Annotated in this window: 23 protein-coding genes and 3 pseudogenes; 10 read left to right on the top strand and 16 right to left on the bottom strand. The window is 74.9% G+C overall.

Features of this window, described 5'->3' with window-relative positions:
- Positions 1-2: 2 nt before the first annotated feature.
- A pseudogene (locus tag ACVV2G_RS12325) lies at positions 3-272 on the bottom strand (ABC transporter ATP-binding protein); the annotation flags it as partial.
- A gap of 52 nt (positions 273-324) precedes the next feature.
- On the opposite strand from ACVV2G_RS12325, the pseudogene ACVV2G_RS12320 reads away from it, so the two are divergent.
- Positions 325-525 (top strand): annotated as a pseudogene (locus tag ACVV2G_RS12320) (response regulator transcription factor); the annotation flags it as partial.
- 99 nt (positions 526-624) lie between these two features.
- Positions 625-1,779: an ROK family transcriptional regulator gene (locus ACVV2G_RS12315; RefSeq protein WP_453842707.1), complete on the top strand. Its 1,155-nt coding sequence runs from the start codon at positions 625-627 to the stop codon at positions 1,777-1,779.
- 164 nt (positions 1,780-1,943) lie between these two features.
- On the opposite strand, the gene ACVV2G_RS12310 is transcribed toward ACVV2G_RS12315, so the two are convergent.
- Together ACVV2G_RS12310 and sigJ are read right to left on the bottom strand one after the other, a co-directional pair.
- On the bottom strand, positions 1,944-2,705 hold the full coding sequence (locus ACVV2G_RS12310; protein WP_453842706.1) for a GntR family transcriptional regulator: 762 nt from the start codon (positions 2,703-2,705) through the stop codon (positions 1,944-1,946).
- Between the two features lie 138 nt (positions 2,706-2,843).
- Positions 2,844-3,764: an RNA polymerase sigma factor SigJ gene (gene sigJ, locus ACVV2G_RS12305; protein WP_453842704.1), complete on the bottom strand. Its 921-nt coding sequence runs from the start codon at positions 3,762-3,764 to the stop codon at positions 2,844-2,846.
- Between the two features lie 179 nt (positions 3,765-3,943).
- On the opposite strand from sigJ, the gene ACVV2G_RS12300 reads away from it, so the two are divergent.
- The 3 genes from ACVV2G_RS12300 to ACVV2G_RS12290 all read left to right on the top strand — a co-directional run bounded on the left by ACVV2G_RS12300 (position 3,944) and on the right by ACVV2G_RS12290 (position 8,291).
- Complete coding sequence (locus ACVV2G_RS12300) at positions 3,944-4,822, top strand: alpha/beta fold hydrolase (RefSeq protein WP_453842703.1); 879 nt, start codon at positions 3,944-3,946, stop codon at positions 4,820-4,822.
- Between the two features lie 338 nt (positions 4,823-5,160).
- The gene (locus tag ACVV2G_RS12295; protein ID WP_453842702.1) at positions 5,161-6,747 is read left to right on the top strand and encodes an alkaline phosphatase D family protein; all 1,587 of its coding nucleotides are present in this window, start codon (positions 5,161-5,163) and stop codon (positions 6,745-6,747) included.
- A 194-nt stretch (positions 6,748-6,941) separates the two neighbouring features.
- Entirely contained in the window at positions 6,942-8,291 is a 1,350-nt protein-coding gene (locus ACVV2G_RS12290; RefSeq protein ID WP_453842701.1) for a GNAT family N-acetyltransferase, read from the top strand.
- Between the two features lie 22 nt (positions 8,292-8,313).
- Here the strand turns inward: ACVV2G_RS12290 and ACVV2G_RS12285 are convergent, their stop codons facing one another.
- A complete protein-coding gene (locus ACVV2G_RS12285; RefSeq protein ID WP_453842700.1) occupies positions 8,314-9,537 on the bottom strand; it encodes a trans-sulfuration enzyme family protein in 1,224 nt (407 codons plus the stop codon).
- Between the two features lie 60 nt (positions 9,538-9,597).
- Between ACVV2G_RS12285 and ACVV2G_RS12280 the strand changes: the two genes are divergently transcribed.
- Positions 9,598-10,083: an Lrp/AsnC family transcriptional regulator gene (locus tag ACVV2G_RS12280; protein WP_453842699.1), complete on the top strand. Its 486-nt coding sequence runs from the start codon at positions 9,598-9,600 to the stop codon at positions 10,081-10,083.
- A gap of 78 nt (positions 10,084-10,161) precedes the next feature.
- Entirely contained in the window at positions 10,162-11,850 is a 1,689-nt protein-coding gene (locus ACVV2G_RS12275) for a DUF885 domain-containing protein (protein ID WP_453842698.1), read from the top strand.
- A gap of 50 nt (positions 11,851-11,900) precedes the next feature.
- Here the strand turns inward: ACVV2G_RS12275 and ACVV2G_RS12270 are convergent.
- The 7 genes and pseudogenes from ACVV2G_RS12270 to ACVV2G_RS12240 form a co-directional block, all read right to left on the bottom strand.
- A pseudogene (locus tag ACVV2G_RS12270) lies at positions 11,901-12,034 on the bottom strand (SDR family oxidoreductase); the annotation flags it as partial.
- 137 nt (positions 12,035-12,171) lie between these two features.
- A complete protein-coding gene (locus tag ACVV2G_RS12265; RefSeq protein WP_453842697.1) occupies positions 12,172-12,690 on the bottom strand; it encodes an immunity 21 family protein in 519 nt (172 codons plus the stop codon).
- 35 nt (positions 12,691-12,725) lie between these two features.
- On the bottom strand, positions 12,726-12,848 hold the full coding sequence (locus tag ACVV2G_RS12260) for a hypothetical protein (protein ID WP_453842696.1): 123 nt from the start codon (positions 12,846-12,848) through the stop codon (positions 12,726-12,728).
- An 86-nt stretch (positions 12,849-12,934) separates the two neighbouring features.
- Positions 12,935-15,928, bottom strand: a complete 2,994-nt coding sequence (locus ACVV2G_RS12255) for an AAA family ATPase (protein WP_453842695.1) — start codon at positions 15,926-15,928, stop codon at positions 12,935-12,937.
- On the bottom strand, positions 15,925-17,088 hold the full coding sequence (locus ACVV2G_RS12250; protein ID WP_453842694.1) for an exonuclease SbcCD subunit D: 1,164 nt from the start codon (positions 17,086-17,088) through the stop codon (positions 15,925-15,927). The genes ACVV2G_RS12255 and ACVV2G_RS12250 overlap by 4 nt, the downstream gene beginning before the upstream one ends.
- A 230-nt stretch (positions 17,089-17,318) precedes the next feature.
- Positions 17,319-17,945: a YigZ family protein gene (locus ACVV2G_RS12245; protein WP_453842693.1), complete on the bottom strand. Its 627-nt coding sequence runs from the start codon at positions 17,943-17,945 to the stop codon at positions 17,319-17,321.
- A 151-nt stretch (positions 17,946-18,096) separates the two neighbouring features.
- Positions 18,097-18,822 carry a hypothetical protein gene (locus tag ACVV2G_RS12240; RefSeq protein WP_453842692.1) on the bottom strand — a complete coding sequence of 242 codons (726 nt, stop codon included), beginning with the start codon at positions 18,820-18,822 and terminating at the stop codon, positions 18,097-18,099.
- Between the two features lie 162 nt (positions 18,823-18,984).
- Here ACVV2G_RS12240 and ACVV2G_RS12235 point away from each other — a divergent pair, with 162 nt between their 5' ends.
- Both ACVV2G_RS12235 and ACVV2G_RS12230 read left to right on the top strand, forming a co-directional pair.
- On the top strand, positions 18,985-19,392 hold the full coding sequence (locus tag ACVV2G_RS12235) for a CoA-binding protein (RefSeq protein ID WP_453842691.1): 408 nt from the start codon (positions 18,985-18,987) through the stop codon (positions 19,390-19,392).
- Positions 19,393-19,530: 138 nt separating this feature from the next.
- The gene (locus ACVV2G_RS12230; protein WP_453842690.1) at positions 19,531-20,748 is read left to right on the top strand and encodes a 4-hydroxybenzoate 3-monooxygenase; all 1,218 of its coding nucleotides are present in this window, start codon (positions 19,531-19,533) and stop codon (positions 20,746-20,748) included.
- Positions 20,749-20,840: 92 nt separating this feature from the next.
- On the opposite strand, the gene ACVV2G_RS12225 is transcribed toward ACVV2G_RS12230, so the two are convergent.
- The 3 genes from ACVV2G_RS12225 to ACVV2G_RS12215 form a co-directional block, all read right to left on the bottom strand.
- Positions 20,841-21,398, bottom strand: a complete 558-nt coding sequence (locus ACVV2G_RS12225; RefSeq protein ID WP_453842689.1) for a YbaK/EbsC family protein — start codon at positions 21,396-21,398, stop codon at positions 20,841-20,843.
- Between the two features lie 43 nt (positions 21,399-21,441).
- A complete protein-coding gene (locus tag ACVV2G_RS12220; RefSeq protein WP_453842687.1) occupies positions 21,442-22,014 on the bottom strand; it encodes a helix-turn-helix domain-containing protein in 573 nt (190 codons plus the stop codon).
- 300 nt (positions 22,015-22,314) lie between these two features.
- Positions 22,315-23,118: an acyltransferase gene (locus tag ACVV2G_RS12215; RefSeq protein WP_453842686.1), complete on the bottom strand. Its 804-nt coding sequence runs from the start codon at positions 23,116-23,118 to the stop codon at positions 22,315-22,317.
- Positions 23,119-23,225: 107 nt separating this feature from the next.
- On the opposite strand from ACVV2G_RS12215, the gene ACVV2G_RS12210 reads away from it, so the two are divergent.
- Positions 23,226-23,762 (top strand): gamma carbonic anhydrase family protein, encoded by a 537-nt coding sequence (locus tag ACVV2G_RS12210; protein ID WP_453842685.1) that lies wholly within the window; start codon positions 23,226-23,228, stop codon positions 23,760-23,762.
- Between the two features lie 136 nt (positions 23,763-23,898).
- Here ACVV2G_RS12210 and ACVV2G_RS12205 read toward each other — a convergent pair whose 3' ends face one another.
- Both ACVV2G_RS12205 and ACVV2G_RS12200 read right to left on the bottom strand, forming a co-directional pair.
- Complete coding sequence (locus tag ACVV2G_RS12205) at positions 23,899-24,525, bottom strand: DedA family protein (protein ID WP_453842684.1); 627 nt, start codon at positions 24,523-24,525, stop codon at positions 23,899-23,901.
- A gap of 108 nt (positions 24,526-24,633) precedes the next feature.
- The gene (locus ACVV2G_RS12200; RefSeq protein WP_453842683.1) at positions 24,634-25,086 is read right to left on the bottom strand and encodes a DUF4442 domain-containing protein; all 453 of its coding nucleotides are present in this window, start codon (positions 25,084-25,086) and stop codon (positions 24,634-24,636) included.
- Positions 25,087-25,179 lie beyond the last annotated feature (93 nt).

Raw genomic sequence — 25,179 nt, 5'->3', positions numbered from 1 at the left:
GGTCAGGCCTCCTGGGGGTGTGCGGCGAACTCGGTCTGCGTGGCCGTCAGGTCGAGGTACGCCTGCTCCAAGGTGGCGCGTTCCGCCGCCAGTTCGAGGACGGGCACGCCCGCGCCGGAGACGATCCGCCCGATGTCGTCCACGCGCGCGTGGCGCACGGTCCAGTACCCGTCGTCGTGTTCCCGGGCGTGGTGGCCGTGCCGGGCGAGGGCGGCCTGCAGGGCGATGGCGTCCGAGGTGCGGATGCGCACCCGCGGCTGCACGCGCGCGTCGCGGCCGCGCCCTGAGGGCGATCGAGGAGACCGGCCGGGCGGCGCTGGAGGAGCGCGGCTGACCGGGCGGGAGGGCGAGGTGCTGCGGCTGATGGCGCGCGGGTTGTCCAACGCCGAGATCGCCGCCCGGCTGGTCGTGAGCACGGAGACGGTGAAGTCCCACGTGAGCGCGGTGCTGGCCAAGCTGGGGGCGCGGGACCGCACGCAGGCGGTGATCACGGCGTACGAGTCGGGATTCGTGGCGCCCGGCTGAGGCACCCGACGGCCCGGGAACGAGCGGTCCGGCACTCGCCGGGCCGGACCGGGCCGAGTACGATCCGGCCAACACGCGCGCGAGCTGGGAGGACGGACGTTGGGAGGGCTGACCGGCGGGGACCCCTCGCTGCTGCGGAGGATCAACTCCGCCGTGGTACTGCACGCGTTGCGTGCCACGGACTGCGCGACGCTGACCGAGATCACCCGGGTGACGGGGCTGTCCCGGCCGACCGTCGAGGGCGTCGTCGAAGGGCTCATCGGAGCCGGCCTCGTCGTCGAGACGGCCGCCGACGAGGGTACGGCCCGGCGGCAGGGCCGGCCCGCCCGGCGGTTCAGGTTCCGGGCGGAGGCCGGGCACCTGCTCGGGCTGGAGATCGGGCCGCACCGCGTCGCCGCGCTCCTGTCCGACCTGGACGGCCGGGTGATCGGCGCCCAGGCCAAGGACGTCGACGAGACCGCCTCGGCGGACGAGCGGCTGGAGCGGCTGCGCACCGCGGTCGCCGAGCTGTTGCGCCGGGCCGGTGTCGCGCGCGGTTCCCTGCGGGCCGTGGGGGCCGCCACGCCGGGGATCGTCGAGGCGGACGGCACGGTGCGGCTGAGTACCGCCCTGCCCGAGTGGACGGGACTGCGTCTGGGCGAGCGGCTGAGCCGTTCCTTCAAGTGCCCGGTGCTGGTCGAGAACGACGCCAACGCGGCGGCGGTCGCCGAGCACTGGAAGGGCGCCGCCACCGAGTCCGACGACGTCGTGTTCGTCCTGGCCGGGCTGAGCCCGGGGGCCGGGGCGCTGATCGGCGGGCGGCTGCACCGCGGGTTCGGCGGGGCGGCCGGCGAGATCGGCGCGCTGCACCTGCTGGGCCGGGACGTGACGCCGGAGACGCTGCTGTCCACCACGGACCAGCCGCTGCACCCGCTGGACGAGCAGGCGGTCGCCAAGGTGTTCGCCGAGGCCCGCGAGGGGGACGAGCGGGCCCGCGCGGCCGTCGAGCGTTTCATCCAGCGGCTGGTGCACGACGTGGCGGCGCTGGTGCTGGCCCTCGATCCCGAACTCGTCGTCGTCGGCGGCTGGGCGGCCGGGCTGGACGGCGTACTGGAGCCACTGCGGCACGAGCTGGCCCGCTACTGCCTGCGCCCGCCGAAGGTGGCGCTGTCGCTGCTCGGCGAGGCCGCCGTGGCGACGGGCTCACTGCGGCTGGCCCTCGACCACGTGGAGGAGCAGTTGTTCGCCGTCGAGGGCGCGACGGCACGCCACTGACCGGGGTCGGGTCGGCGCGCCGATGGCCGCGGGCAGGCCTGCACACCCGTGACCAGGGCGCGTGCCGGCACATCCCTGGCCGGGTCGGGCCGGCACACCGGTGGCCGGGACGCGGCCGACGCGCCCCTGACCGGGGCGAGCCGGCACATCCCTGGCCGGGGTGGTCAGGAGGCCCGGGTCTGCGGGCCGTGGTGTATCTCCACGTCGCCGGAGTCCCCGAACGTCAGGCGGCAGGTGTCCGCACGGTAGGTCGCGACCGAGAGCGCGGCGGTGCGGCCCCCGGCGAGGTAGCGGGTGGTGACCACGAGGACGGGCGCCCCCGGCAGACGGTCGAGTTCCTTCGCTTCCTCGGCGCCGGCCGACCCCAGCTCCACGGCGCTCTCCTGCCCCTCCAGCTCTCCGCGCTGCAGCTCGCGCAGCACGGCACGGGCGCGTGCGGCGCCGGAGGGCGCGTCGATGGCGGTCAGGTCGGGCACCGAGGACGACGGGACGTGGAGCAGCTCGGCCGCGACGGGCCGGCCGTGGGTGCCGCGGGAGCGGCGGACGGTGTGCACGGGCTCGTCCCGGCCGGTGCCCAGGGCGTCGGCGACGGCCGCGGGCGGAACGGCCAGGGCGCAGTCGGCGGGCTGCCAGACGTCGTCGGCCGTCCCCGGCCAGTCGTGCCGCCGGTTGCCCACGGCCACACCGACGCGCGGCGGGGCGACGGTCGTGCCGACGCCCCGCCGGCGCTGGAGCCTGCCCTCCAGTTCGAGCTGTTCCAGGGCCTGGCGGAGGGTGGCGCGGGCGACGCCGAAGCGGGCGGCGAGATCGCGCTCGTTGGGCAGGATCTCGCCCACCGAGAACTCCGAGTCCAGGGCCTGGCTGAGCAGGTTCCTGAGATGCCAGTACTTCGGTTCCGGCACCGTCCCCAACTGCGTGGTCCCCACCCTGTCCTCCGCAATCGCCGTGGTCCGGCGGTGTTTTGACGCCCTTGTTTATTAAAGGTTGTTGAAGTTCTCTGCGACCATAAAACGGCCCACACCCTTGGTCAAGACCAATCCCGTGACAGCGGGACGAAACCCGCGTCACGGGTGGGGCCCGGGTGGGTGCGGGGGCGGCTGGACGAGAGCGGCCAGCGGGCGCAGCTTGCCGGGGTTGCGAAGGACGTACACCGACTGGACGCGGCCGTCGGCCACGTCCAGCTGGAAGAAGGAGTCGGGTTCGCGTCCGGAGAGCACCAGCAGGGCCGGGCCTCCGTTGCGCTCCACGAAGTGGAAGGAGGCGTCCGGGACTCCCTTGGCCGCGGCCCCGAGCAGGAAGCGGGCCACCTTGCCGGAGGTCTCCAGCACCCGCAACGGCACCCTGGCCCTGCCTCCGCTGCCGCCCACCAGGCGGACGTCCGGTGCGAGGAGCGCCAGCAGGCCCTCGAGGTCGCCACCGGCCGCGGCGGCGAGGAAGCGCTCGGTGAGGTCCCGGCGCTGCACGGGATCGACCTCGTAACGGGGCCGCCGCTCGTCCACGTGCCTGCGGGCCCGCCCTGCGAACCGGCGCACCGCCGCCTCTCCGCGCTCCAGCATGGCGGCGATCTCGGCGTACGGGTAGCCGAACGCCTCCCGCAGCACGAACACCGCCCGCTCCAGCGGCGACAGCGACTCCAGGACGACGAGGACCGCGAGGGACACGGAGTCGGCGAGCACGGCCCGCTCGGCGGTGTCCGCGACGATGTCCCCGAAGCCGGTGACCCAGGGCTCGGGCAGCCACGGGCCGACGTACGTCTCGCCACGCGCCTTGATCCGGCGCAACCGGTCGACGGCGACCCGGGTGGTGATCCGCACCGGGTAGCCGCGCGGCTCGCGCACGCCGGACCGGTCGGCGCCGGACCAGCGCAGCCAGGCCTCCTGGACCACGTCCTCCGCGTCGGCCGGACGGCCCGGCATGCGGCAGGCGACGCCCAGGAGGACGGGGCGGTGCTCTTCGAAGACGTCGGTCGCGGTGTCGGGGGTCACCGCTCCATCCCAGCGGACGCGTCACGCCGTGCCCAGGCGGGGCCGCCCGTCCCGGAGGCCGCCGGGAAGTGAACGGCATCCGGGGGCTACCCGTCGGTAGCCACTACTGACACTCTGTCTACGCGACACCGTCTTCGCCCACGCGTTCCCGACGACGCGTGTTCCCGACAAGGAGCCCCATGTCCGCATCGCTCTCCTTCGCGGCCCCCACCGAGCACGGCCCCCAGGACATCACCCTCTCCTACACGCGCGCAGGCGCCGGCGAGCCGCTGCTCCTGCTGCACGGCGTCGGCCACCACCGGCAGGCCTGGGACCCGGTGGTCGACATCCTCGCGACCGAACGCGACGTGATCGCCGTGGACCTGCCCGGGTTCGGGCGGTCCTCCGCGCTGCCGCGGGGGCTGCCGCACGACCTGCCGACGACGGCCGCCGTGCTCGGCGCCTTCTGCACGGAGCTGGGACTGGACCGGCCCCACGTGGCGGGCAACTCCCTGGGCGGTCTGCTGGCCCTGGAGCTCGGCCGGGAGAACCTGGTGCGGTCGGTGACCGCCCTGTCCCCGGCCGGTTTCTGGACGCAGACCGAGCGGCGCTACGCCTTCGGCCTGCTGACGGGCATGCGCCGGACCGCCCGGAGCCTGCCCCTCCCCCTGGTCGAGCGGCTGTCCCGCACGGCGGCCGGCCGCACCGCCCTGACCAGTACGATCTACGCCCGTCCCGGCCGCCGCGCCCCCGAAGCCGTGGTCGCCGAGACGCTCGCGCTCGCCCACGCGGAGGGATTCGCCGAAACACTGCGGGCCGGGCGCACCGTGCTCTTCGCCGACGACCTCCCCGGCGTCCCCGTCACCGTCGCGTGGGGCACCCGGGACCGGGTGCTCCTGCCCCGGCAGGGCGTCCGCGCCAAGCGGATCATCCCGCGGGCCCGGCTGGTCCGGCTGCCCGGCTGCGGTCACGTCCCGATGAACGACGACCCGGCGCTGGTCGCCCGCGTCCTCCTGGACGGCAGCCGCACCCGGCCGGCCGGGGCCCTCGGCACCTCGAGGAGCGCGGTCGCGTCGTAGCACCCCGCGCGAACGTCCGGGATGCCGGGGCGCTTGCGTCCCGAGGGCGGCGCCGGAGTACCGCGGGAGCCCCCGGAGAGGACCAGGCCGCCGGTGAGGCGGACGGACGACCGAGGCCCCGCATGGCGGACGGACGACCGAGGTCCCGCGAGGCGGACGGACACAGGCCCGGTGGGGCGGGCGCAGGACGGACCTGAGGGCGGGGCCCGGCAAGGCGGCCGGGGAGGGATCCCCCGGGTGGGCGGCAGGTTGTTCACCCCCAGTTTCCACGGTCGCCGCGCCGTACCAGTAGGTCTGGCTCCGCACACTGGCCGGACCCCGTCCCTGGAGGCGCTTCCATGTCCCACCGTCCGTTGCCCGGTCGCCGCAGCGTGCTGCGCGGCTCGCTCGCCGCGTCGGCGGCCCTGACCCTGCCCACGGCCCTCGGGGCCGCACCGGCGTTCGCCCGTTCCGGCCGTCCGGGGGCGAACTGGGGCGTGCAGACGGGAGACGTGACCTCCCACTCCGGCCTGGTGTGGGTGCGGTCCGACCGGCCGGCCCGGATGATCGTCGAGACCTCGGCGACCGAGTCGTTCCGCAACCCGCGCACATGGCGCGGGCCGCTGCTCGGGCCGGGGACGGACTTCACCGGCACGACCAGGCTGCGCGGTCTGCCGCCCGGCGAGCAGATCCACTACCGCGTGCTCCTCGCCGACCCCGACGACCCGCGCCGCACCGGCGAGCCGGTCACCGGCACCTTCCGCACGGTGCCGGCCGGCCGGCGCGGGGGAACGCGTTTCGTGTGGTCCGGCGACCTGGCGGGCCAGGGCTGGGGCATCAACCCCGACCTCGGCGGCTACCGCATCTACGACGCGATGGGCGCCCTCGACCCCGACTTCTTCCTGTGCAGCGGCGACACCATCTACGCCGACGGCCCCATCGACCGGACGGCCGCGCTGCCCGACGGCGGTACCTGGCGGAACATCACCACCGAGGAGAAGTCGAAGGTCGCGGAGACCCTCGGCGAGTTCCGCGGCAACTTCCGCTACAACCTGCTCGACGAGAACCTGCGGCACTTCAACGCCCGGGTCCCGTCCGTCATCCAGTGGGACGACCACGAGGTGCGCAACAACTGGTACCCGGGCCAGGTGATCGCGGACACGGACAGCCGCTACACCGAGAAGAGCGTCGACGCGCTGGCGGCCCGGGCCCGGCGCGCCTTCGGCGAGTACTTCCCGGTCTCCACCCTGCGTCCCGGAGCGCGGGAGGGCCGCCTGCACCGGGTGCTGCGCCAGGGCCCGCTGCTGGACGTGTTCGTGCTGGACATGCGGACCTACCGCAACGCCAACTCCCCCGGCGACCAGACCGTGGACCCGCAGGGCATTTTGGGACGCGAGCAGTTGGAGTGGCTCAAGCGGGAGCTGTCCCGGTCGCGTGCGGTGTGGAAGGTGATCGCCGCCGACATGCCGATCGGCCTGGTCGTGCCCGACACCTCCGAGGGCGCTGCGAACGTCGAGGCGGTGGCGCAGGGCGACCCGGGGGCGCCGCTGGGGCGTGAGCTGCAGATCGCCGAACTGCTCCGGTTCGTCAAGCACCGGCGGATCACCGGCACGGTGTGGCTGACGGCCGACGTGCACCACACCTCGGCCCAGCACTACCAGCCCTCGCGGGCCGCGTTCACCGACTTCGAGCCGTTCTGGGAGTTCGTGTCCGGGCCGCTGAACGCGGGTGCCTTCCCGGCCAGCGCCCTCGACGGAACCTTCGGCCCGGAGAGGGTGTTCGTGAAGGCGCCGACCGCGTCGAACGTCTCGCCCGCCGGCGGTTACCAGTTCTTCGGCGAGGTCGACATCGACGGCGACAGCGCCGAGATGACCGTGCGGCTGCGCGAGCAGGACGGCACGGTGCTGTTCACGAAGGTGCTCCAGCCGGGCCGGGTCGGCCAGTAGTCCCGTAGCCTGTCGGGTGTGCCGCGCACCGGCGTCATCTCCCGGTGCGCGGCCCGGAGTTGCCGCACGTCACGGTGCGGGGCCGTGCCCTCACCACCGCGGCGAAAAGTACAACAAAAGCCCCAGAGGCACTCTTTACCCGTACGTCACAGGGCGTTCGCGATCACGCAACACCGTTCCTTCACAGTGGCTGCATGAATCGACACCTGTCCGACGTGACGCTGACCGCCGCGCCCCTGCTGGAGCACGGCCCCGCGTTGCCCGCCCTGCTCGTGGCGTCGGTGGCCGCCCTGGTCGCCACGGCCGGCTTCCGCACCCGGTGGTCACGCCGCCACGGGCACGCCCCGCCGACGGACGATACCGGCGCCCGGCCGCCGTCCCCGGCACGGCGGCCGGGGCCGTCCGAGGCCGACTCCGGTACCACTCCGGGTCCCGGGTCCGGTTCCGCGGACAGCGCGCTGTGGCGGATGCGGACGACGGTGCGGGACACGCCCGGGTCGCTGGCCCTGCTGTGCGCCGCCCTCGCCGGCCGGCAGGTCGACATCCTCAGCCTGCAGACCCATCCGCTGGCCGAGGGCACGGTGGACGAGTTCCTGCTCCGCGCCCCGGGCGAGCTGACGGGCTCGGAACTGGCCGGCGTGGTGGCGGCGGCCGGGGGCTGTGACATCTGGACGGAGCGGGCGGACGCGCACGACCTGGTGGACGCGCCGACCCGGATTCTCGGGCTGGCGACCCGTACGGCCCTGGACACGGCGGAGCTTCCGCTGGCGCTGCGGCAGTTGCTCGGCCGGTGCACCATCCGGTCGCTGCCCGCGCCGGCCGGGGGACGGACGGCGCACGACGTGCCGCCGGAGGGCTCGCTGGAGGACACCGTACTGCGGCTGCGCGCGCCGGAAGGCGGGACGATCAGCGTGGAACGGCCGTATCTGCCGTTCACCCCGGCCGAGTTCGCCCGGGCGCGGGCGCTGGTGGAGCTGGACGCCCGGCTCGGTCCGCGCGTCCCGCGCGGCCTGGACGTGCTGACGCTGCCCGAGGGGAGCGACATCACGGTCCGCCGTGCCGACACACGCGACGTCCCGGCGGCGAAGGCGATGCACGAGCGGTGCTCGGTCCGGACGCTGGGGATGCGGTACCACGGTCCGGTGGGTGACGCCGACCGGTACCTCGACCACCTGCTCAGCCCGCGCTACGGCCGCACCCTCGCCGTGCAGACCGCCTCGGGCCGGATCGTCGGGCTGGGGCACCTGCTGTGGGACGGGGACGAGACGGAGGTCTCCCTGCTCGTCGAGGACGCGTGGCAGCGCAGGGGCATCGGCGGCGAACTCCTCGGCAGGCTCGTGGCGATGGCCGTGGAGACGGGGTGCGAGAGCGTCTACGCCGTGACCCAGGCCTCCAACACCGGCATGGTCGCCGCGATGCGCGGCCTGGGCCTCCCCCTCGACTACCAGATCGAGGAGGGGACCCTGGTCGTCACGGCCCGCCTCGACCCTGCGGCGTTGGCCGCGGCACGGCTCCCGCACGGGGAGCGGATCGGCACGGAGTGAGCGGGCGCGGGCGGTGCCGGGGTCACTCGGCCCGCGACAGCGCCTCCCGCGGCCGGGCCGCCTCGGCCGCCCGCTCCCCCAGCGCCCGGTCCAGGTCGGCCCACAGGTCGTCGACGTCCTCCAGGCCGACCGACAGCCGCAGCAGCCGGTCGCCCACCCCGGCCTCCCGCCGGTCACCGGCGTCGACGATGCGGTGACTGATGGACGCCGGGTGCTGGATGAGCGTGTCGACGCTGCCGAGGCTCACCGCCGGGGTGATCAGGCGGACGCGGGCGATGACCTCGTGCGGGTCGCCGTGGACCTCGAAGGAGACCATCGCGCCCCCGATGCGCGGGTAGTGGACGCGGGCCACCCGCGGGTCGGCGGCGAGCCGCTCGACGAGCACGGCGGCGTTGGCGGACGCGGCCCGTACCCGTACGGGCAGGGTCGACAGCCCGCGCAGCAGGAGGTAGCCGGCCAGCGGGTGCAGGACGCCGCCCGTGGCGAAGCGGACCTGCCGCAGCCGCCCCGCGAACTCCTCGTCGCAGGCCACGACTCCGGCCAGCACGTCCCCGTGCCCGCCGAGGTACTTGGTGGCGCTGTGCAGGACCAGCCGGGCGCCCTGTTCGGCGGGCCGCTGGAGGACCGGAGTGGCGAAGGTGTTGTCCACGAGCAGCGGCACCGATCCGCAGGCGTGGGCGACGGCCCGCAGGTCGGTCTCGGCCAGGGTGGGGTTGGCCGGCGACTCCACGAGGACCAGGCCGGTGTCCGGGCGCAGCGCGTCCGCGATGCCCGCCGGGTCGGTCCAGGTGACCTCGGACCCCAGCAGACCGGCGGTCAGCAGGTGGTCGCTGCAGCCGTACAGGGGCCGTACGGCCACGACGTGCCGCAGTCCCATCGAGGCGCGGACCAGCAGGACGGCGCTGAGCGCGGCCATGCCGCTGGCGAAGGCGACCGCGGCCCCGGTGCCCTCCAACCGGGCCAGCGCCGTCTCGAAACGGGCGACGGTGGGGTTGCCGAGGCGGCCGTAGACCGGCGGGCCCTCCGGGTCGGCGCCGGTGGTGGCGAACGCGTCGATGCGGGCGGCCTCACCGCGGCTGTCGTACGACGGGTAGGTCGTGGACAGGTCGATGGGCGGGGCGTGCAGTCCCCGGCCGGCGAGATCGTCGCGGCCGGCGTGCACGGCCTCGGTGGCCAGTGCCCTGCCCGTGGGCCGAGTGGTGCGTACGTCCTCGGGTGGTGACGTGTGCGTGCGCGCAGAGTCCATGGGCGGAAGAGTGAACACCGAACGGGTGGTCCGGGCCGTCGGCCGTGTTACGTTCGGCCCATGGCCGAATCCGTCGTACTGGACCCGGTGGATCTCCATCTGCTGCGGCTGCTGCAGAACGACGCCCGGACCACCTACCGCGACCTCGCGGCCCAGGTCGGGGTCGCCCCGTCGACCTGCCTGGACCGGGTGACCCGGCTGCGGCGTGCCGGGGTGATCCTCGGCCACCGGCTCGAACTGGACCCGGCGAAGCTGGGGCGCGGGCTCCAGGCACTGCTCTCGGTGCAGGTGCGCCCGCACCGGCGGGAGCTGGTCGGCCCGTTCGTGGAGCGGATCCGGGCGCTTCCGGAGTCGCGCACCGTCTTCCACCTCACCGGCCCGGACGACTACCTCGTGCACGTCGCGGTCACGGACATGACGGATCTGCAGCGGCTGGTCCTGGACGGGTTCACCTCCCGGCCGGAGGTGGCCCGTGTCGAGACCCGGCTGATCTTCCAGCAGTGGGAGTGCGGCCCCCTGCTGCCGCCCGCCGTGCCCACGCCCTGAGCGAAATCCGGCCGCCCGCGCCACCGGGCCCGGGCCGGCGGGCTGACGCGGCACCGGCGTCCGTACGAGGATGTCCGCATGTCAGAGACCAACAGCCCGCTGCCCCGCGAGGTCGCCGACGCCTACGTCGACGACCTCATCGCCCTCGACCCGGTCACCGGTACCTACCTCGGCGTGCAGGAGAGCTCCGGCCGCCTGCCCGACCTCTCACCCGCGGGGCAGGAGGCCCTCGCGGAGCTGGCGCGGACCACGCTCGCCCGGCTGGACGCGGCGGAGCGCCGGCCCGGCGGGGACAGCGACGTGGAGCGGCGCTGCGCCAGGCTGCTGCGCGAGCGCCTCACCGCGGAACTGGCGGTGCACGAGGCGGAGGAGGGTCTGCGCTCGGTCGGCAACATGGGCACCGTCGCGCATGCGGTGCGCGAGGTCTTCACGGTGACGCCGACGCGGACGGACGAGGACTGGGCGCGGATCGCCGAGCGGCTGCGCGCGGTGCCTGCGGCCCTCGCGGGCTACCGCGCGTCCCTGGCCCTCGGGCTGGAACGCAGGCTGTACGCGTCTCCGCGCCCGACCGCCACCTTCGTCGGTCAGCTGGGCGAGTGGGCGGACACGGGCGAGGGCCGCGGCTGGTTCGAGGACTTCGCGTCGGCCGGCCCCGACGCGCTGCGCGCCGAGCTGGACGAGGCCGCCCGGGGCGCGACCGCCGCCGTGGTGGAGCTGCGGGACTGGATGCGGGACGTGTACGCGCCGGCGATCGGGGGCGCCCCGGACACGGTGGGCCGCGAGCGCTACGCCCGCTGGTCGCGCTACTACAACGGCACGGACCTGGACCTGGACGAGGCGTACGCGTACGGCTGGGCCGAGTACCACCGGCTGCTCGCCGAGATGAAGCAGGAGGCGGAGAAGATCCTGCCGGGCGCCGGGACCCCGTGGGTGGCGCTGGCGCACCTGGACGAGCACGGCCGGCACATCGAGGGTGTCGACGAGGTCCGCGACTGGCTGCAGGGCCTGATGGACCAGGCGATCGAGTCGCTGGACGGCACCCACTTCGAACTCGCCGAGCGCGTACGGAAGGTGGAGTCGCGCATCGCCCCGCCCGGCAGCGCCGCGGCCCCGTACTACACGCCCCCGTCGGAGGACTTCTCGCGTCCCGGCCGCACCTGGCTGCCGACGATGGGCCTGACCCGCTTCCCGGTGTACGACCTGGTCTCCACCTGGTACCACGAGGGCGTCCCCGGGCATCACCTTCAGCTCGCCCAGTGGGCCCACGTGGCCCAGGACCTCTCCCGCTACCAGGCCTCGGTCGGCATGGTCAGCGCCAACGCCGAGGGCTGGGCGCTGTACGCGGAGCGGCTGATGGACGAGCTGGGCTTCCTCACGGACGCCGAGCAGCGGCTCGGCTACCTGGACGCGCAGATGATGCGGGCCGCCCGGGTCATCGTGGACATCGGCATGCACCTGGAGCTGGAGATCCCGGCCGACTCGCCGTTCCACCCGGGCGAGCGCTGGACGCCGGAGCTGGCGCAGGAGTTCTTCGGTGCGCACAGCAGCCGGCCGGCGGACTTCGTGGAGAGCGAGCTGACCCGGTACCTGACGATTCCGGGCCAGGCGATCGGCTACAAGCTCGGTGAGCGGGCGTGGCTGCTGGGCCGGGAGAACGCCCGCAAACGGCACGGTGACGCCTTCGACCCGAAGGCCTGGCACATGGCGGCCCTCTCCCAGGGGTCGCTGGGCCTGGACGACCTGGTGGACGAGCTGTCCCGGCTCTGAGCCCGGCTCACCGCCGGAAGCCGCCCTCCGAGTCGCCGACCTGGCCAGCACGCGGTGAGGCGCCGGGCCACGGCGTGGCCGATGCCGCCGCGCCGGCCGGCTCCGGTGACGAGGGCGGTCCGGCCGCGCAGGGGCAGGGGGCGCGGCGCAGGTCTTCGGGTGCGGGAAGGCGGAGTCGTGGCATGGGCAACCGTGACGGGCGCCCCGCCACGGCGGGCAACCGTGACGGGCGCCCCGCCACGGCGGGCAACCGTGATGGGCGCCCCGCCACGGCCCCGCACGCCGTTTCCGATTCCGCCGGCGGGAAGCCCCGCCGGTCGGCTACCGGTCCGCGAGCCGCCGCAGTTGTACGACGTTCAGCCAGGTCTCCGGCCCGGGGCGCACCTCGGCCGCGCGGACCGTGTAGTGGCCCGGTTCCAGGGCGACCCGCACGTGGTCGGCGCGGTCGCAGTCGGCCCCGGGCCAGGCCGCGTCGAACAGGAACACGGGACCGGACACCTGCCAGGACACCTCGGCGTCCCACTCGGCCGCGTCCAGGGCCGCGGGGACGCCGGCCAGGACCTCGTCCTCGGAGTCGGCGGCGCACCAGCGGACGAAGGCGCCGTGGTCGGGCAGATAGGCGGTCGAGGCGGGTTCGTCGCCGAGCACGAGGGCGGTGGCGTCCCCGACCGGGAGGAGTCCGACGTGACCGTCGACCTCGCAGGCCCGGTCGTAGTCGGAGGCCGTCTCCTCGCCGTCGGCGCCCGTCCAGAACGGCAGGACCGTCTCCGGGACCGCTATGAGCGGACCGCCGCCCGACTCCACCCACTCCACCGCGCCCGGCTCCGCGTATCGCACCATGCGGCCGAACCTACACGCACGCCGGCACCCGCACGTCAGCAGCCGCAGCCGTCCACGTGCACCGGGGCGGTCAGGGGGTCGGCGGCGCGGCGTTCGGTGCCCTGCCGGGTCCCGTGGGCGAAGCCCTGGCCGCCGTCGGCCGTGAACGCGGCGGCCACGTCCGAGACGTCGGTGTGGAAGGCGGGGCTCGCCCGGAAGTGCTCCCCCGGCCGGCCCCTGTGCCGCTGACGGCCGCGGTGGTCCCTCAGCCGGCGCCCCGCTGCCGCAGCACCGAACCCGACCGTCCCTTCACGACCTCCAGTTGGGCGTGGATCCGCCGCCGCAGGTCGGCCACATGGCTGACGATGCCGACGCTGCGGTCCCGCTCGCGCAGGGAGTCGAGGACGTCGAGGACCTCGTCGAGGGTCTGGTCGTCGAGGCTGCCGAAGCCCTCGTCGATGAAGAGGGTGTCCAGGCGCACACCGCCGGCCTCGTCGGTGACGACGTCGGCGAGGCCCAGCGCGAGGGCGAGCGAGGCGAAGAACGTCTCACCGCCGGACAACGTGGCCGTGTCGCGCTCGCGGCCGGTCCAGGCGTCGACGACGTGCAGACCGAGCCCGCTGCGGCCGCGTCCGGTGCGGCCGTCGGAGTGGACGAGGGTGTAGCGGCCCGAGGACATGCGCCGAAGGCGCGCGGTCGCCGCCGCGGCGACCTGCTCCAGGCGGGCGGCCAGCACGTACGACTCCAGGCGCATCCGGCGTTCGTTGTCCGCCGAGGTGCCCGCGGCGAGGGTGGCGAGGCGGGCGACGCGGCCGTGTTCCTCGCGCAGCGGGACCAGCCGGCGCACGGAGGTGGTGGCCTGCGCGGAGAGGCGGTCCAGCTCGGCGCAGCGCCGGGCGGCGGCGTCGCGTGCCGAGGAGGCCTCGCGCACCCGTCGGCCGGCGTCGGCGGCGGTGCGTTCCGCCGCGGGGAGGTCGGCGGGCGGGCGCCGGGCCGCGGCGGCGGTGTCGGCCTCGGCGAGGACCTCGCGGACGGCGGAGTCCTCGGACTGCCAGGCGTCGAGCCGTCGTTGCAGTTCCCGGTGGGCGGTGTCGTCGAGCAGCGCGGCGGCGGCGTCGCGGGGGGTGTCGAAGCCGGCGCGGAAGGCGGCGTCGGCGAGGCGGGCGTCGGCGTCCTTGAGCCGCCGGGCCGTGTCCTCGGCGACGCGGACGGCGTCGGCGGCCTCCGACAGCCGTGCGGCCCGGCGCTCCAACTGCTCGGCCCGCGCCGCCACGCTGTCGGCGGTGCCGCGGGCCCGCGCCAGCTCCTCCTCCAGCGACAGCCGTTCGCTCTCCAGCCGTTCCCGGTGGCCGACCCGCGAGGCGGCGCGGACGGCGGCCTGCTGCTGAGCGGCGATCCGCTGCTCCCGCTCCTCCTCCGCCCGGCGCAGTTCTTCCTGCGCGGCGTGCAGCCCGGAGGCGGTCGCCCGCGCCCGCGTGTACTGCCGCTCCAGCTCCTCGGCCTCCTCGGCCAGCCGTGCGGTGGGCGCGTCACCCGCCTCCGCGGTGGCGGCGGCCAGCGCCTCCCGTACGGTGCCCAGGCGCCGTTCGGCCCCGGCGCGCCGCGCGTCGGCGTCCTGGTGGGCGGCGAGGGCGCGCTCCTCCGCCTCACGGTCCACGTGCCCGACGACCTTGCGGGCGGGGGCGGGGTGTTCGGTGGCGCCGCACACCGCGCACGGTGCGCCGTCGGTGAGGCCCGCGGCGAGCTCGGCCGCTATGCCGTTCAGCCGCTGTTCCTTGAGGTCGAGCCAGTGGGCGCGGGCCTCGACGGCATCTTCCGCCGCGGCGACCGCCTGCCGCCGCGCCTCTTCCGTGTCACCGGCGAGCCGGTCGCGCTGCCGGGCCGCGTTCAGCCGGCGCCGCGCCGGGTCACGCTGCACGGCGAGCTGCTCGGCCCGCGTCGCCGCCTGCCGGGCCGAGTCGACGCGGGTCTGCAGTGCGGTGCGTGTGGCCTCCCAGTCGGCGAGCCAGGTCTCCGCCTCGTGCAGGGCCTCCTCGTCGGCGCGGTCCTGGCGCTCCAGCCGGGTCCGCTCCTCGGTCAGCTCGGCGAGGCGCTGTTCGGCCCTGCGCGCCGAGTCCAGCCCGCCCAGTTCCTCGGCGGCCCGGCGTGCGGCGGCGGCGAGGCCGGCGGCGCCCGCGTCCGCGAGAGCCTCCGGCAGCAGGGCACGCGCGTGTGCCTCGGCGGCCGCCGCCCGCCGGTGTTCGGCGTCGGTGCCCTCGCGCACCTCCAGGGCGGGGGCCACCGCCTCGGCCTTGCGGCCCCGCTCCATGCGCTCCTGCGCGGCGCGGTGGGCGTCGGCCCGTCCGGCGAGCCGCTCGGCGCGCTCCTGCGCCTCGGCGAACCGCCGCTGCAGGCGGTGCAGTTCCCGCGCGTCCGCCAGAGCGTGTTCGGCGGCGGCCTGGGCGGACTCGGTGGCCGCGAGCCGGCAGTCGGCGACGTCGAGCAGTTCCCGGGCCGTGCTGCGGGCGACCGCGGCGGCGCTCAGCACGACCTCGGCCAGGCCCGGCTCGCCCGGCGCCAGCTCCGGCAGTTCCATGGCGTCGCCGGCCGCCTGCTGCATGCGGTGGGCGTCGGCCAGCAGCGCGGTGTCTCCCTCGCGCACCCGGGCCTCGGTCGCACGGCGCCTCTCGGCGAGGTGCTTCTCGACGTCGGCGAAGCGCCGGGTGTCGAAGAGCCGGCCGAGCAGCTTGCCGCGTGCCTCCGCGTCGGCCCGCAGGAAACGTGCGAAGTCGCCCTGGGGCAGCAGCACGACCTGGCAGAACTGCTCACGGCTCATGCCGAGCAGCTGTGTGATCTCCTCGCCGATCTCCTGGTGCGAACGGCTGAGGTCCTTCCAGGTCCCGGCGCTCGCGTCGTACGCGCGCAGCCAGGTCTGGGCCTTGTCGACGGTGGTGCCCCTGCCGCGCAGCTTGGGACGCTCCCAGGGCGGCTGCCGGGTGACCTCCAGCCGCCGTCCGGCCACGGTGAGTTCGAGGCGCACCTCGGTGCGGGTGCCGACGGCGGCGTGGTCGCTGCGCAGGGCGGCGCCCTGGCCGCTCTGGCGGGCGCCGGGCACCGAGCCGTAGAGCGCGTAGCACACGGCGTCGAGGACGGAGGTCTTGCCGGCCCCGGTCGGTCCGTGCAGCAGGAAGATCCCGGCCGCCGACAGCTCGTCGAAGTCGACGCTCTGCGAGGCGCCGAAGGGCCCGAAGGCGGTGATGTCCAGGCGGTGCAGCCTCACCGGGCGACCTCCCGCACGGTCTCGTCCGTGCGCACCGTGTCGAAGGCGTCCCGCAGCACGGTCCGTTCGTGACGGTCGGGCCCCGCGCCTCTCACGTGCGTCACGAAGTCCTCCGCGATCTGCTGGTCGCTGCGGCCCACGAGGCGCCGGGCGTAGGAGACGGCCGGGCCGTCCGGGGCCCGCTCGGGGTCGAAGACGAGGCTGAGGGTGTGCGGGAAGCGGTCGGCGAGTCTGGCCATGGGGTCGGTGGGGCGGACCGCGTCGGTGAGGGTCGCCTCCACCCACGCCTCCTCGTGCCGGGTCAGTTCCGGGTCGGCGAGCAGGTCCTCCAGGGTGCCCCGCAGCCGGGCCAGCGCGCGCGGCACGGGGCAGTCGACGCGCTCGGCGGTGACCGAGCCGTCGGCGTCCAGGTCGACGAGCCACATGCTCTTGCGGTGCGCGGCCTCGGAGAAGGAGTACGGCAGCGGGGAACCGGAGTAGCGCACGCGCTCGCTGAGGGCCTGGCAGCCGTGCAGGTGCCCGAGGGCCACGTAGTCGACGCCGTCGAAGACGCCGGAGGGCACGGCGGCCACCCCGCCGACGGTGATGTCCCGCTCGCTGTCGCTCGGCTCGCCGCCGGTGACGAAGGCGTGGGCGAGGACGACGGAGCGGGTCCCCCGCGCGCGGGTGGCGAGGTCGGCGCGGACCCGGTCCATGGCGGCGGCGAGCACCGCCTCGTGGCCTGCCTTCTCCACCCCGAACCCGTCCTTGACCAGGGCGGGCTCGAGATACGGCAGTCCGTAGAAGGCCACCTCTCCGTGCGTGTCCGCCAGCACCACCGGCGTCCCGCAGCCGGCGGGGTCGGTGCGCAGATGGATGCCGGCGCGGTCGATCAGTCCGGCGCCGACGCCGAGGCGCCGGGCGGAGTCGTGGTTGCCGGAGATCATCACCGTCGGCACGCCGAGGTCGGCGAGGCGGTGCAGGGCGTCGTCGAAGAGCTCGACGGCGGCGAGCGGCGGCACCGCCCGGTCGTACACGTCTCCCGACACGACCACGGCGTCGACGGCGTGCTCGCGCACGGTCGCGACGAGGTGGCCGATGAACCCGGCCTGGGCGTCGAGCATGTTCACCCGGTGGAACGCCCGGCCCAGGTGCCAGTCGGACGTGTGCAGCAGTCGCATGATTCCCGAGGTTAACCGCAGGGTCCGACAGCCCGGACGGTTACTCCTGTTTCGCCCCTCACACCGCCTCACAAAAGCGGATTACGCCCTGATTGCCCATATTGCCCTTGCCGTTCGCCGGCCCTTGCCCGCTGCCCGCTGCCCTTGCCGTTCGCCGGCCGTCGCGCGTGGCCCTTGCCGTTCGCCGGCCGTTCGCGCGTCGTCCTTGCCGTTCGCCGTGGGCCGCGGCGTCACGCGTCGCCGTACGCCTCGCCGCCGAGTTCGAACCCGGCCGACCCGGCGGTGGCGTCCGCGAGCCAGGACCGGAAGGCGTCCACGTCGGCCTCCGGCAGACCGACCTCGATGGTGACCGCCTCGGCGTACCGCACGTCGCGGACCGCGCGTCCCGCCGCGTGCAGGTCGTTCTGGAGCTTGCCGGCCCGCTGGTGGTCGACGGTCACGGTGGCCAGCCGGAACCGGCGGCGGGTGAGCGTGCCGAGGTCGTCCAGGGCCTCGCCGACCGCGCCGCCGTAGGCGCGGATGAGGCCGCCCGCACCGAGCTTGACGCCGCCGTAGTACCGGGTGACGACCGCGACGACGTACCGCATGTCGCGGCGCAGCAGCATCTGGAGCATCGGCACCCCGGCGGTGCCCCCGGGCTCGCCGTCGTCGCTCGCCTTCTGGACGCCGGCGTCGGCGCCGATGACGTACGCCCAGCAGTTGTGGGAGGCGTCCGCGTGCTTCTTGCGTACGACCGCGATGAACGCCTGGGCCTCCTGCTCGGTCGCGGCCGGGGCGAGGGCGCACAGGAAGCGGGAGCGGTTGATCTCGGTCTCGTGCACACCCGCGCGGGCGACCGTGCGGTACTCGTCCTGCATCCGGCCAGCCTATGCGCTCGCGACCGTCCGCCCCGCGGCGCGGTCGGCGGGGTCGGCGGGGTCGGCGGGGTCGGCGGGGTTCTGTCGTCGGGGCCGCCACGGTGGTCGCCTGGGGGCGTGCTTCACCCGGGTACGGGGTGGTGCGGGCCGGTCATTCCAGGGCTCCGACGTCCCGGGCGAGGTGGAGTCCGAGGAAGCGGTCGGCGTAGGCGTAGGTCTCGAACCGCGCTCCGTCCGGAAGGCCCGGGTCGTCCTCCACGCCACGCAGGACCCGCAGGACCCCGGGTGCGTCCAGGTCGTCGTCCCAGGCGGCTCGCAGCCGGTCGCGCACCTCGCCCGGGACGGGACGCGACGGCTGCCGCGCCCAGGCGGCGACCGCGCGGCGCCAGCGCGCGAGGGTGTCCCGGGCCTCGTCCAGCTCGGTCGCGTCGAGCTCCACGCGCGCGTGGTGGTGCCGCGACAGCAGGGCGAGGCGCAGAGCGTCGGGGTCGCCGAGGTCCGGTGCGGCCGGATGCACCGGGGCCACGGCGAGCGTCGCCCCGTCCGGGACGGTCCGGCCCTCGCGCACCACGTGCACGGCCTGGCCGGCGCCCGGTCCGGAGCCGGCGGCGCCGCCGGCCTCGAAAGGACGGATGCCGAGGGCAGCCGCGTCCGCACGCACCGGCGCTCCGCCCTCCTCGTCCTCCGCCCCCCTCAGCAGTGCCCACGCGGGCGTGCTGTCGAGTTCCAGGGCGCGGACCAGCAGGTCGGCGACGAGCAGCACGCGCAGTCCGGTCGCGTCGCGGCCCGGCGCGTGCGCCTCGACACGGGTCGCGCCCCGGCGGGCGGGTGCGGCGGGGGTGAGTACGGCGGTCCGGGCGTCGATGATGTGCAGCACGGGGTGAGCGTAGGCGGGGCGGGGGCGGGGCGCACCGGGGCGCGCCCCCGTGCCGGGCGCACCGGGAAGCGCCGCGTGCGGGGAATCCCGGCGCACCGCCGTCCGTTGTCCCCACCGGAAGGCGCGACACGCGAGTCGTCCAGGAGTCCAAGGAGGCCGCCGGTGTACGGCGACGAGGCAACCGTCCGCAAGATCCTCACCGAGCTCGGCGACACCTGGGCCGTGGTCGGCCTGTCGTCCAACCGACAGCGTGCGGCGTACGGCGTGGCCGAGGTGCTGCGGCGCTTCGGCAAGCGTGTCGTGCCCGTGCATCCCAAGGCGGAGACGGTGCACGGCGAGCGGGGTTACGCCTCCCTCGCGGACGTCCCCTTCGACGTGGACGTCGTCGACGTCTTCGTCAACAGCGATCTGGCCGGGCCGGTGGCCGACGAGGCGGTCGCGAAGGGCGCCCGGGCCGTGTGGTTCCAGCTCGGCGTGCTCGACGAGGCCGCGTACGAGCGGACCCGGGCCGCGGGCCTGGAGATGGTGATGGACCGCTGCCCGGCGATCGAGATCCCGCGGCTCGGCTGATCCGGCGGCTCGGCTGATCCGGCGGCTCGGCTGATCCCGGGGCTCGGCTGATCCGGCGGAGCCGGGCCCCCGTGGCCGTGGCAGGGAGGGCCGCCCGGACGGTTTCCGTGGGCCGCACACCGCCGACATACTGTTCGAGTGACCACAGCCCCTCGCCGTTCCGGCGCCGAGCAGCGCTTCCCGGTCGTCGTCGTGGGGGCGGGACCCGCCGGGCTCACCGTCGGCAACATCCTGCGCGCCGCGGGCGTGGACTGTCTGGTCCTGGAGACCGAGACCCGTGAGTCCATCGAGCGGCGGCCCCGGGCCGGGGTCATCGAGGAGTGGGCCGTACGCGGGCTGGAGCGGCGCGGACTGGCGCGGAACCTGCTGGAGCGGGCCCAGGCGCACACCGAATGCGAGTTCCGGTTCGCCGGGGAGCGGTACCGGTTCGAGTACACCGGGCTCACCGGCCGTCACCACTTCTTCTACCCGCAGCAGTTCCTCGTCACGGACCTGGTCCGGGAGTACGCGGACGTGCGGGGCGGGGAGATCCGGTTCGGCGTCCGGGACGTCCGCCCGCACGGGCTGGACTCCGGCCGGCCGTCGGTGTCGTACGTGTGCCCCGACTCCGGTGAGCGGCGCACCGTTCAGGCCGGCTTCGTCGCGGGATGCGACGGTGCGCGCGGGGCGACCCGGGCGGCGTTGCCACCCGGGCGGGTCCGGGTGGCCCGCCACGACTACGGCGTCGGCTGGCTGGCACTGCTCGCCGAGGCGCCCCCGTCCGCGGACTGTGTCGTCTTCGGCATGCATCCGCGCGGATTCGCGGGCCACATGGCGCGCAGCCCCGAGGTGACCCGCTACTACCTCCAGTGCCCGCCGGGTGACGACCCGGAGAACTGGCCGCACGAGCGGGTCTGGGCGGAGCTGCGGGAACGGCTCGGCGCGGCCGGGGCGCCGCCGCTCCAGGAGGGACGCCTGCTCGAGAAGCGCGTCCTGGACATGCACGGCTACGTCGTCGAGCCCATGGCCCTCGGGCGCCTCTTCCTGGCCGGGGACGCCGCCCACCTCACCGCGCCCATCGCGGCCAAAGGCCTGAACCTCGCCCTGCACGACGCCTTCCTGCTCGGCGACGGGCTGGTCGGGCACCTGACCAGGGGCGACGACACGGGTCTGGCCGGTTACTCGGCCGCTTGTCTCACCCGGGTGTGGGACTACCAGGAGTTCTCCCAGTGGCTCGCGGAGATGTACCACGGCACGGCGTCGGGCGATCCGCACCGGGCCGGGGCCGCGCTGGCCCGGCTCCGGCGCCTGTTCGACTCGCCCGCCGCGGCGGCGGCGTTCGCCGAGCAGTACCTCGGCGCCCGGACCACCGGCTGAGACCGCCCGTCAGCCGTGGAGCGGACGGCCGCCGAACCGCATCCGGCGCCGGGCCGCGACGCGACCACGTGTCTGCGTGACCGCGTGACCGGTCAGGCGGTCCCCAGTCCTTCCAGGATCGCGGCTCCCGGCAGTTCGGCGAAGGCCTTGCCCGGCACCAGCAGCTTGCCGCGCCTGCGTCCGCTGCCGACGAGGACGTACGGCAGGTCGACGACGGCCGCGTCCACCAGCACGGGCCAGTCGCCGGGCAGGCCGACCGGTGTGATGCCGCCGTACTCCATGCCGGTCTCGCCCGTCGCCGTGTCCGTCGGGGCGAACGACGCCTTGCGGGCGCCGAGGTGGCGGCGTACGACCCCGTTGACGTCGACCCGGGTGGTGGAGAGGACCACGCAGGCGGCCGGCGTCGTACCGCCGCCCCGCTTGCCGTGCACCACCACGCAGTTGGCGGACTGTTCGAGCAGATCACGGCCGTAGTGCTCGACGAAGACGGCGGTGTCGGCCCACTGCGGGTCGGTGTCGACGTAGAGGATGCGCTCGGCGGGGGTGGTGCCGCGCCAGTCGCGTACGGCGTCGGCGACCGGGCGGATCAGCGCGTCGAGGCAGTCCGGGGCGGGTGTGGCATGGTCGAAGTTGCCGATGGGTGCGTGCATGGCGGCACGCTAACAACGGCGGGCGGCACGGTGGACGGGTGTCTCAGCGGACGGGCGGCACCGACACCGCCATGATCATCTCCATCGGGGCGTCGCCCTCGTTGCCGTACGTGTGCGGGGTGTCCGACTCGAAGGAGGCGCTGGCGCCCGTCGTCACGCGGTGCGCCGTCCCGTCGACGGTGAGGGTCAGTTCCCCGGCCGTGACGTGCACCATCTCGACCGTACCGGTGGGGTGCGGGTCGGACGGGCTGCTCTCACCGGGCATGAGCCGCCACTGCCACATCTCCAGCGGGCCGGGCGCCTCCACCCCGGCGAGCAGCCGGCTGAAACTGCCGGCATCGGTGCGCCAGAGCCGGATCGCCTGTTCGGCGGGGACGACGCGGACCGTGGGTCCCTGCTCCCAGTCCAGCAGCGTGGTGATGCTGACACCGAGCGCGTCACCGATCTTCACCACCGTGCCGAGGCTCGGGTTGGTCCGGGCCTGTTCGATCTGGATGAGCATGCCGCGGCTGACGCCGGCCCGGGCGGCGAGCGCGTCGAGGGTGAAGCCGCGCTCGCCGCGCCAGCGCTTGACGTTGCGCGCCAGGGACTGGGTCAGCAGGTCGAGGTCGGCCACGTTCCGTCCCTGTTCTCGTGCACTGTTGTGGATGACGCGGTGCGGTCCGGCGAGTCCCTCCGGCTGCACCCGGACGTTCAACGCACTGTACTGCGAGGCGACCGGGCGCGACGGCGCGCCGTCCACCCCGGCCACCAGCCTCCCGCAGGCCGGCCGGCTACGGCGGCGGGGTGCCGGAGCGGCACACGGAGGGGTGCCCGGACCGGCACACGCCACCGCGCCGACAGTGGTCGAGCCGGGGCGTACGGCGCGACTCGGCGGGGTCCCGCCGAGGTCCGACAGGATCCCGCGGGCGGACGCTCAGCCCTCCGCGGCCGGCTCAGCCACCTTGCCCGCAGCCTCGGCCCGGTCCTCCAGCTCGGCGAGCCGCGCCACCGCCGCGTCGTCCAGCTCCGACAGCGCCCGCAGCTCACCGGGCGTGACGCCGTCGGGTATCGGCACCGGAGCCGGGGTCCGCAGCGGCGGCTGCCAGCCCTCCCCGGGCGTCCAGCGCCGTACGACGCGGGCGGGCGCGCCCGCCACCACCGCGTGGTCGGGCACCGCGCCCCGGACCACGGCACCGGCCGCCACCACCACGTTCCGTCCGATCCGCGCGCCGGGCAGGATCACCGCGCCGGTGCCGACCCAGCAGCCCGGCCCGATCTCCACGGGGTCCATCCTGGGCCACTGCTTGCCGATGGGCTGGTGCGGATCGTCGTAGGAGTGGTTGGTCGACGTGACGTAGACGTACGGGCCGAAGTAGCAGTCGCTGCCGATGGTGACCGCGGTGTCCGCGATGACGTGGCTGCCGCGGCCCAGGACGACTCCGTCACCGATGCGCAGGATCGGCTCGGGGCCGAGGTCCAGGTCCGGCATGAGGCCGGCGGTCAGGGTGACCTGCTCGCCGATGATGCAGTGGGCGCCCACGTGGATCCAGGGCTCGCCGAAGACTGTGCCGAGCGGGAACGCCAGCCGGGTGCCCGTGCCCAGGGCACCGAACCGGAAACGGCCCGGGCGTTCGGCGGTGACGGAGCCGGTGCGCCGCACCCAGGCCCAGCCCGCGTGGACGGCCCGCTGCGCGAGGCGGCTCCGCCAGGACGAGAACGTGTTCTTGCGCTTCGGCACCCGCTCACGGTAATCGGAGCGCGGTGCGGGCACCGGGCGGGAGGCCTGTGATCTTCACCCCACCGGGTGGCGTACGGTGCCGTACATCACCCGAGCAGGAGGCGACGATGACGCAGAAGGCGCTGATCACGGGCATCGGTGGCAAGGAACCGAAGGTGGACGCGGCGGCCTTCGTGGCACCGACGTCCTCGATCGTGGGAGACGTGACGCTGCACGCCGGGGCGAGCGTCTGGTACGGGGCGGTGCTGCGCGGCGACGTCGAGCGGATCTCCGTCGGCGCGAGCAGCAACGTGCAGGACAACTGCACCCTCCACGCCGACCCGGGCTTCCCCGTCACCGTCGGTGAGCGGGTCTCCATCGGGCACAACGCCGTGGTGCACGGGGCGACCGTCGAGGACGACTGCCTGATCGGCATGGGTGCCACGGTCCTCAACGGCGCGGTGATCGGTGCGGGGTCGCTGGTCGCGGCCCAGGCCCTGGTGCCGCAGGGGATGCGGGTGCCGCCGGGCTCGCTGGTGGCGGGGGTGCCGGCGAAGGTGAAGCGGGAGCTGTCGGAGGAGGAGCGCCAGGGGGTCACGCTGAACGGGACCATGTACGCGGCGCTGGCCGGGGAGCACCGGGCGGCGGTGGGCGAAGCCCCGTAGCCAGGAACGGAACCCCGCAGGCAGGCACGGAACGCCCGTAGCCAGGCGAAGCCCCGTGCGCAGGCCGACCCCGCAGGCAGGCGAAGCCCCCGTGGACGGGACCCCCGGTTCACGCCCGGCGAGCCGGGGCCCGCCCCTACTCGCTGGTGGCGGCGACGGGCTGGGCCTTCTTCGCCTTCCTCTTCAGAACCAGCATCGAGGCGACACCGATGGCCACGGCCACCACCAGGCCCAGCCAGGAGAACCGCTTCAGCCAGGACTCGGCGACGACACCGACGTAGAAGATGACGGCGGTGGTGCCGCCCGCCCAGACGATGCCGCCGAGGACGTTGGCGATCAGGAACTTCCAGTACGGCATCCGCAGCACACCGGCCAGCGGGCCCGCGAAGATGCGCAGCAGGGCGACGAAGCGGCCGAAGAAGACGGCCCACACGCCCCACTTCCGGAACGAGCGTTCGGCCGTGGCGATGTGCCCCTCGCTGAAGTGCCGGGGGAACCTCCGGCCCAGCCGGGCCAGCAGCGGCCGGCCGCCCTTGCGGCCGATGGCGTACCCGACGGAGTCGCCGATCACGGCGCCCGCACTGGCGCAGGCCCCCAGGACCAGCGGGTCGACCCCGCCGTGCTGCGAGGACAGCAGCGCCGCCGAGACCAGGATGATCTCGCCGGGCAACGGGATGCCCAGGCTCTCCAGACCGATGACGAGTGCGACGACGGCGTAGACGGCCGCCGCGGGCACCGTGTCGAGCCACTCCTGGACGTGCAAGGCCAGACCCTCCGATTCGCGCCCCCGACGGGTTCCGGGTGGGTCACGCACCGCTTCCCGGGCCGCCTCGGACGCGGCGACCCGGGAAGCCTACCGGCTGGACGCGCGTCAGCCGTGGGGACGCAGGGTCCATATGACGGTCATCTCACCGGTCACGGCACCGTCCTCGCGCTGGATGGCGACGCTCACCGGGAACTCGGGGCGGTCGCCCCCGTCCAGCTCCGCGACGACCTCGGCGATCGGGCGGCCGAGCCTCGCGGTGGCCGTGACCGGTCCGAGCGCGATCTTCTTGAAGGCGATCTCCGCGGTGACCGGCAGCGGCACCGCCCGGGAGAGCTGGTCCCCGAAGGCCGCCAGCACGATTGCGCCGCTGGCCGACTCGCCCAGCGTGAACATGGCTCCGGCGTGCGGACCGCCGACGTGGTTGCGGTACTCGCTCTGGTCCGGGAGGGCCAGTACGGCCTTCTCCGGAGTGGTCTCCAGGTACTCGAGGTTCAGGGTCCGGACCATCGGCACCGTGGCGGCGAGCAACTCGCCGATTGACTTCTGATCTGCGCTCATGAGCGAAGGTTACCCATGAGTAGCATCCGGGGCCAGGCATCCGGGACGAACGCCGTCCTCGCCGCCGTCGGGGGAGTCCACGCGGGCCGGCCC

Source organism: Streptomyces sp. JK94 (genome assembly GCF_053613315.1).
This window is presented reverse-complemented; position numbering and strand designations above follow the sequence as displayed.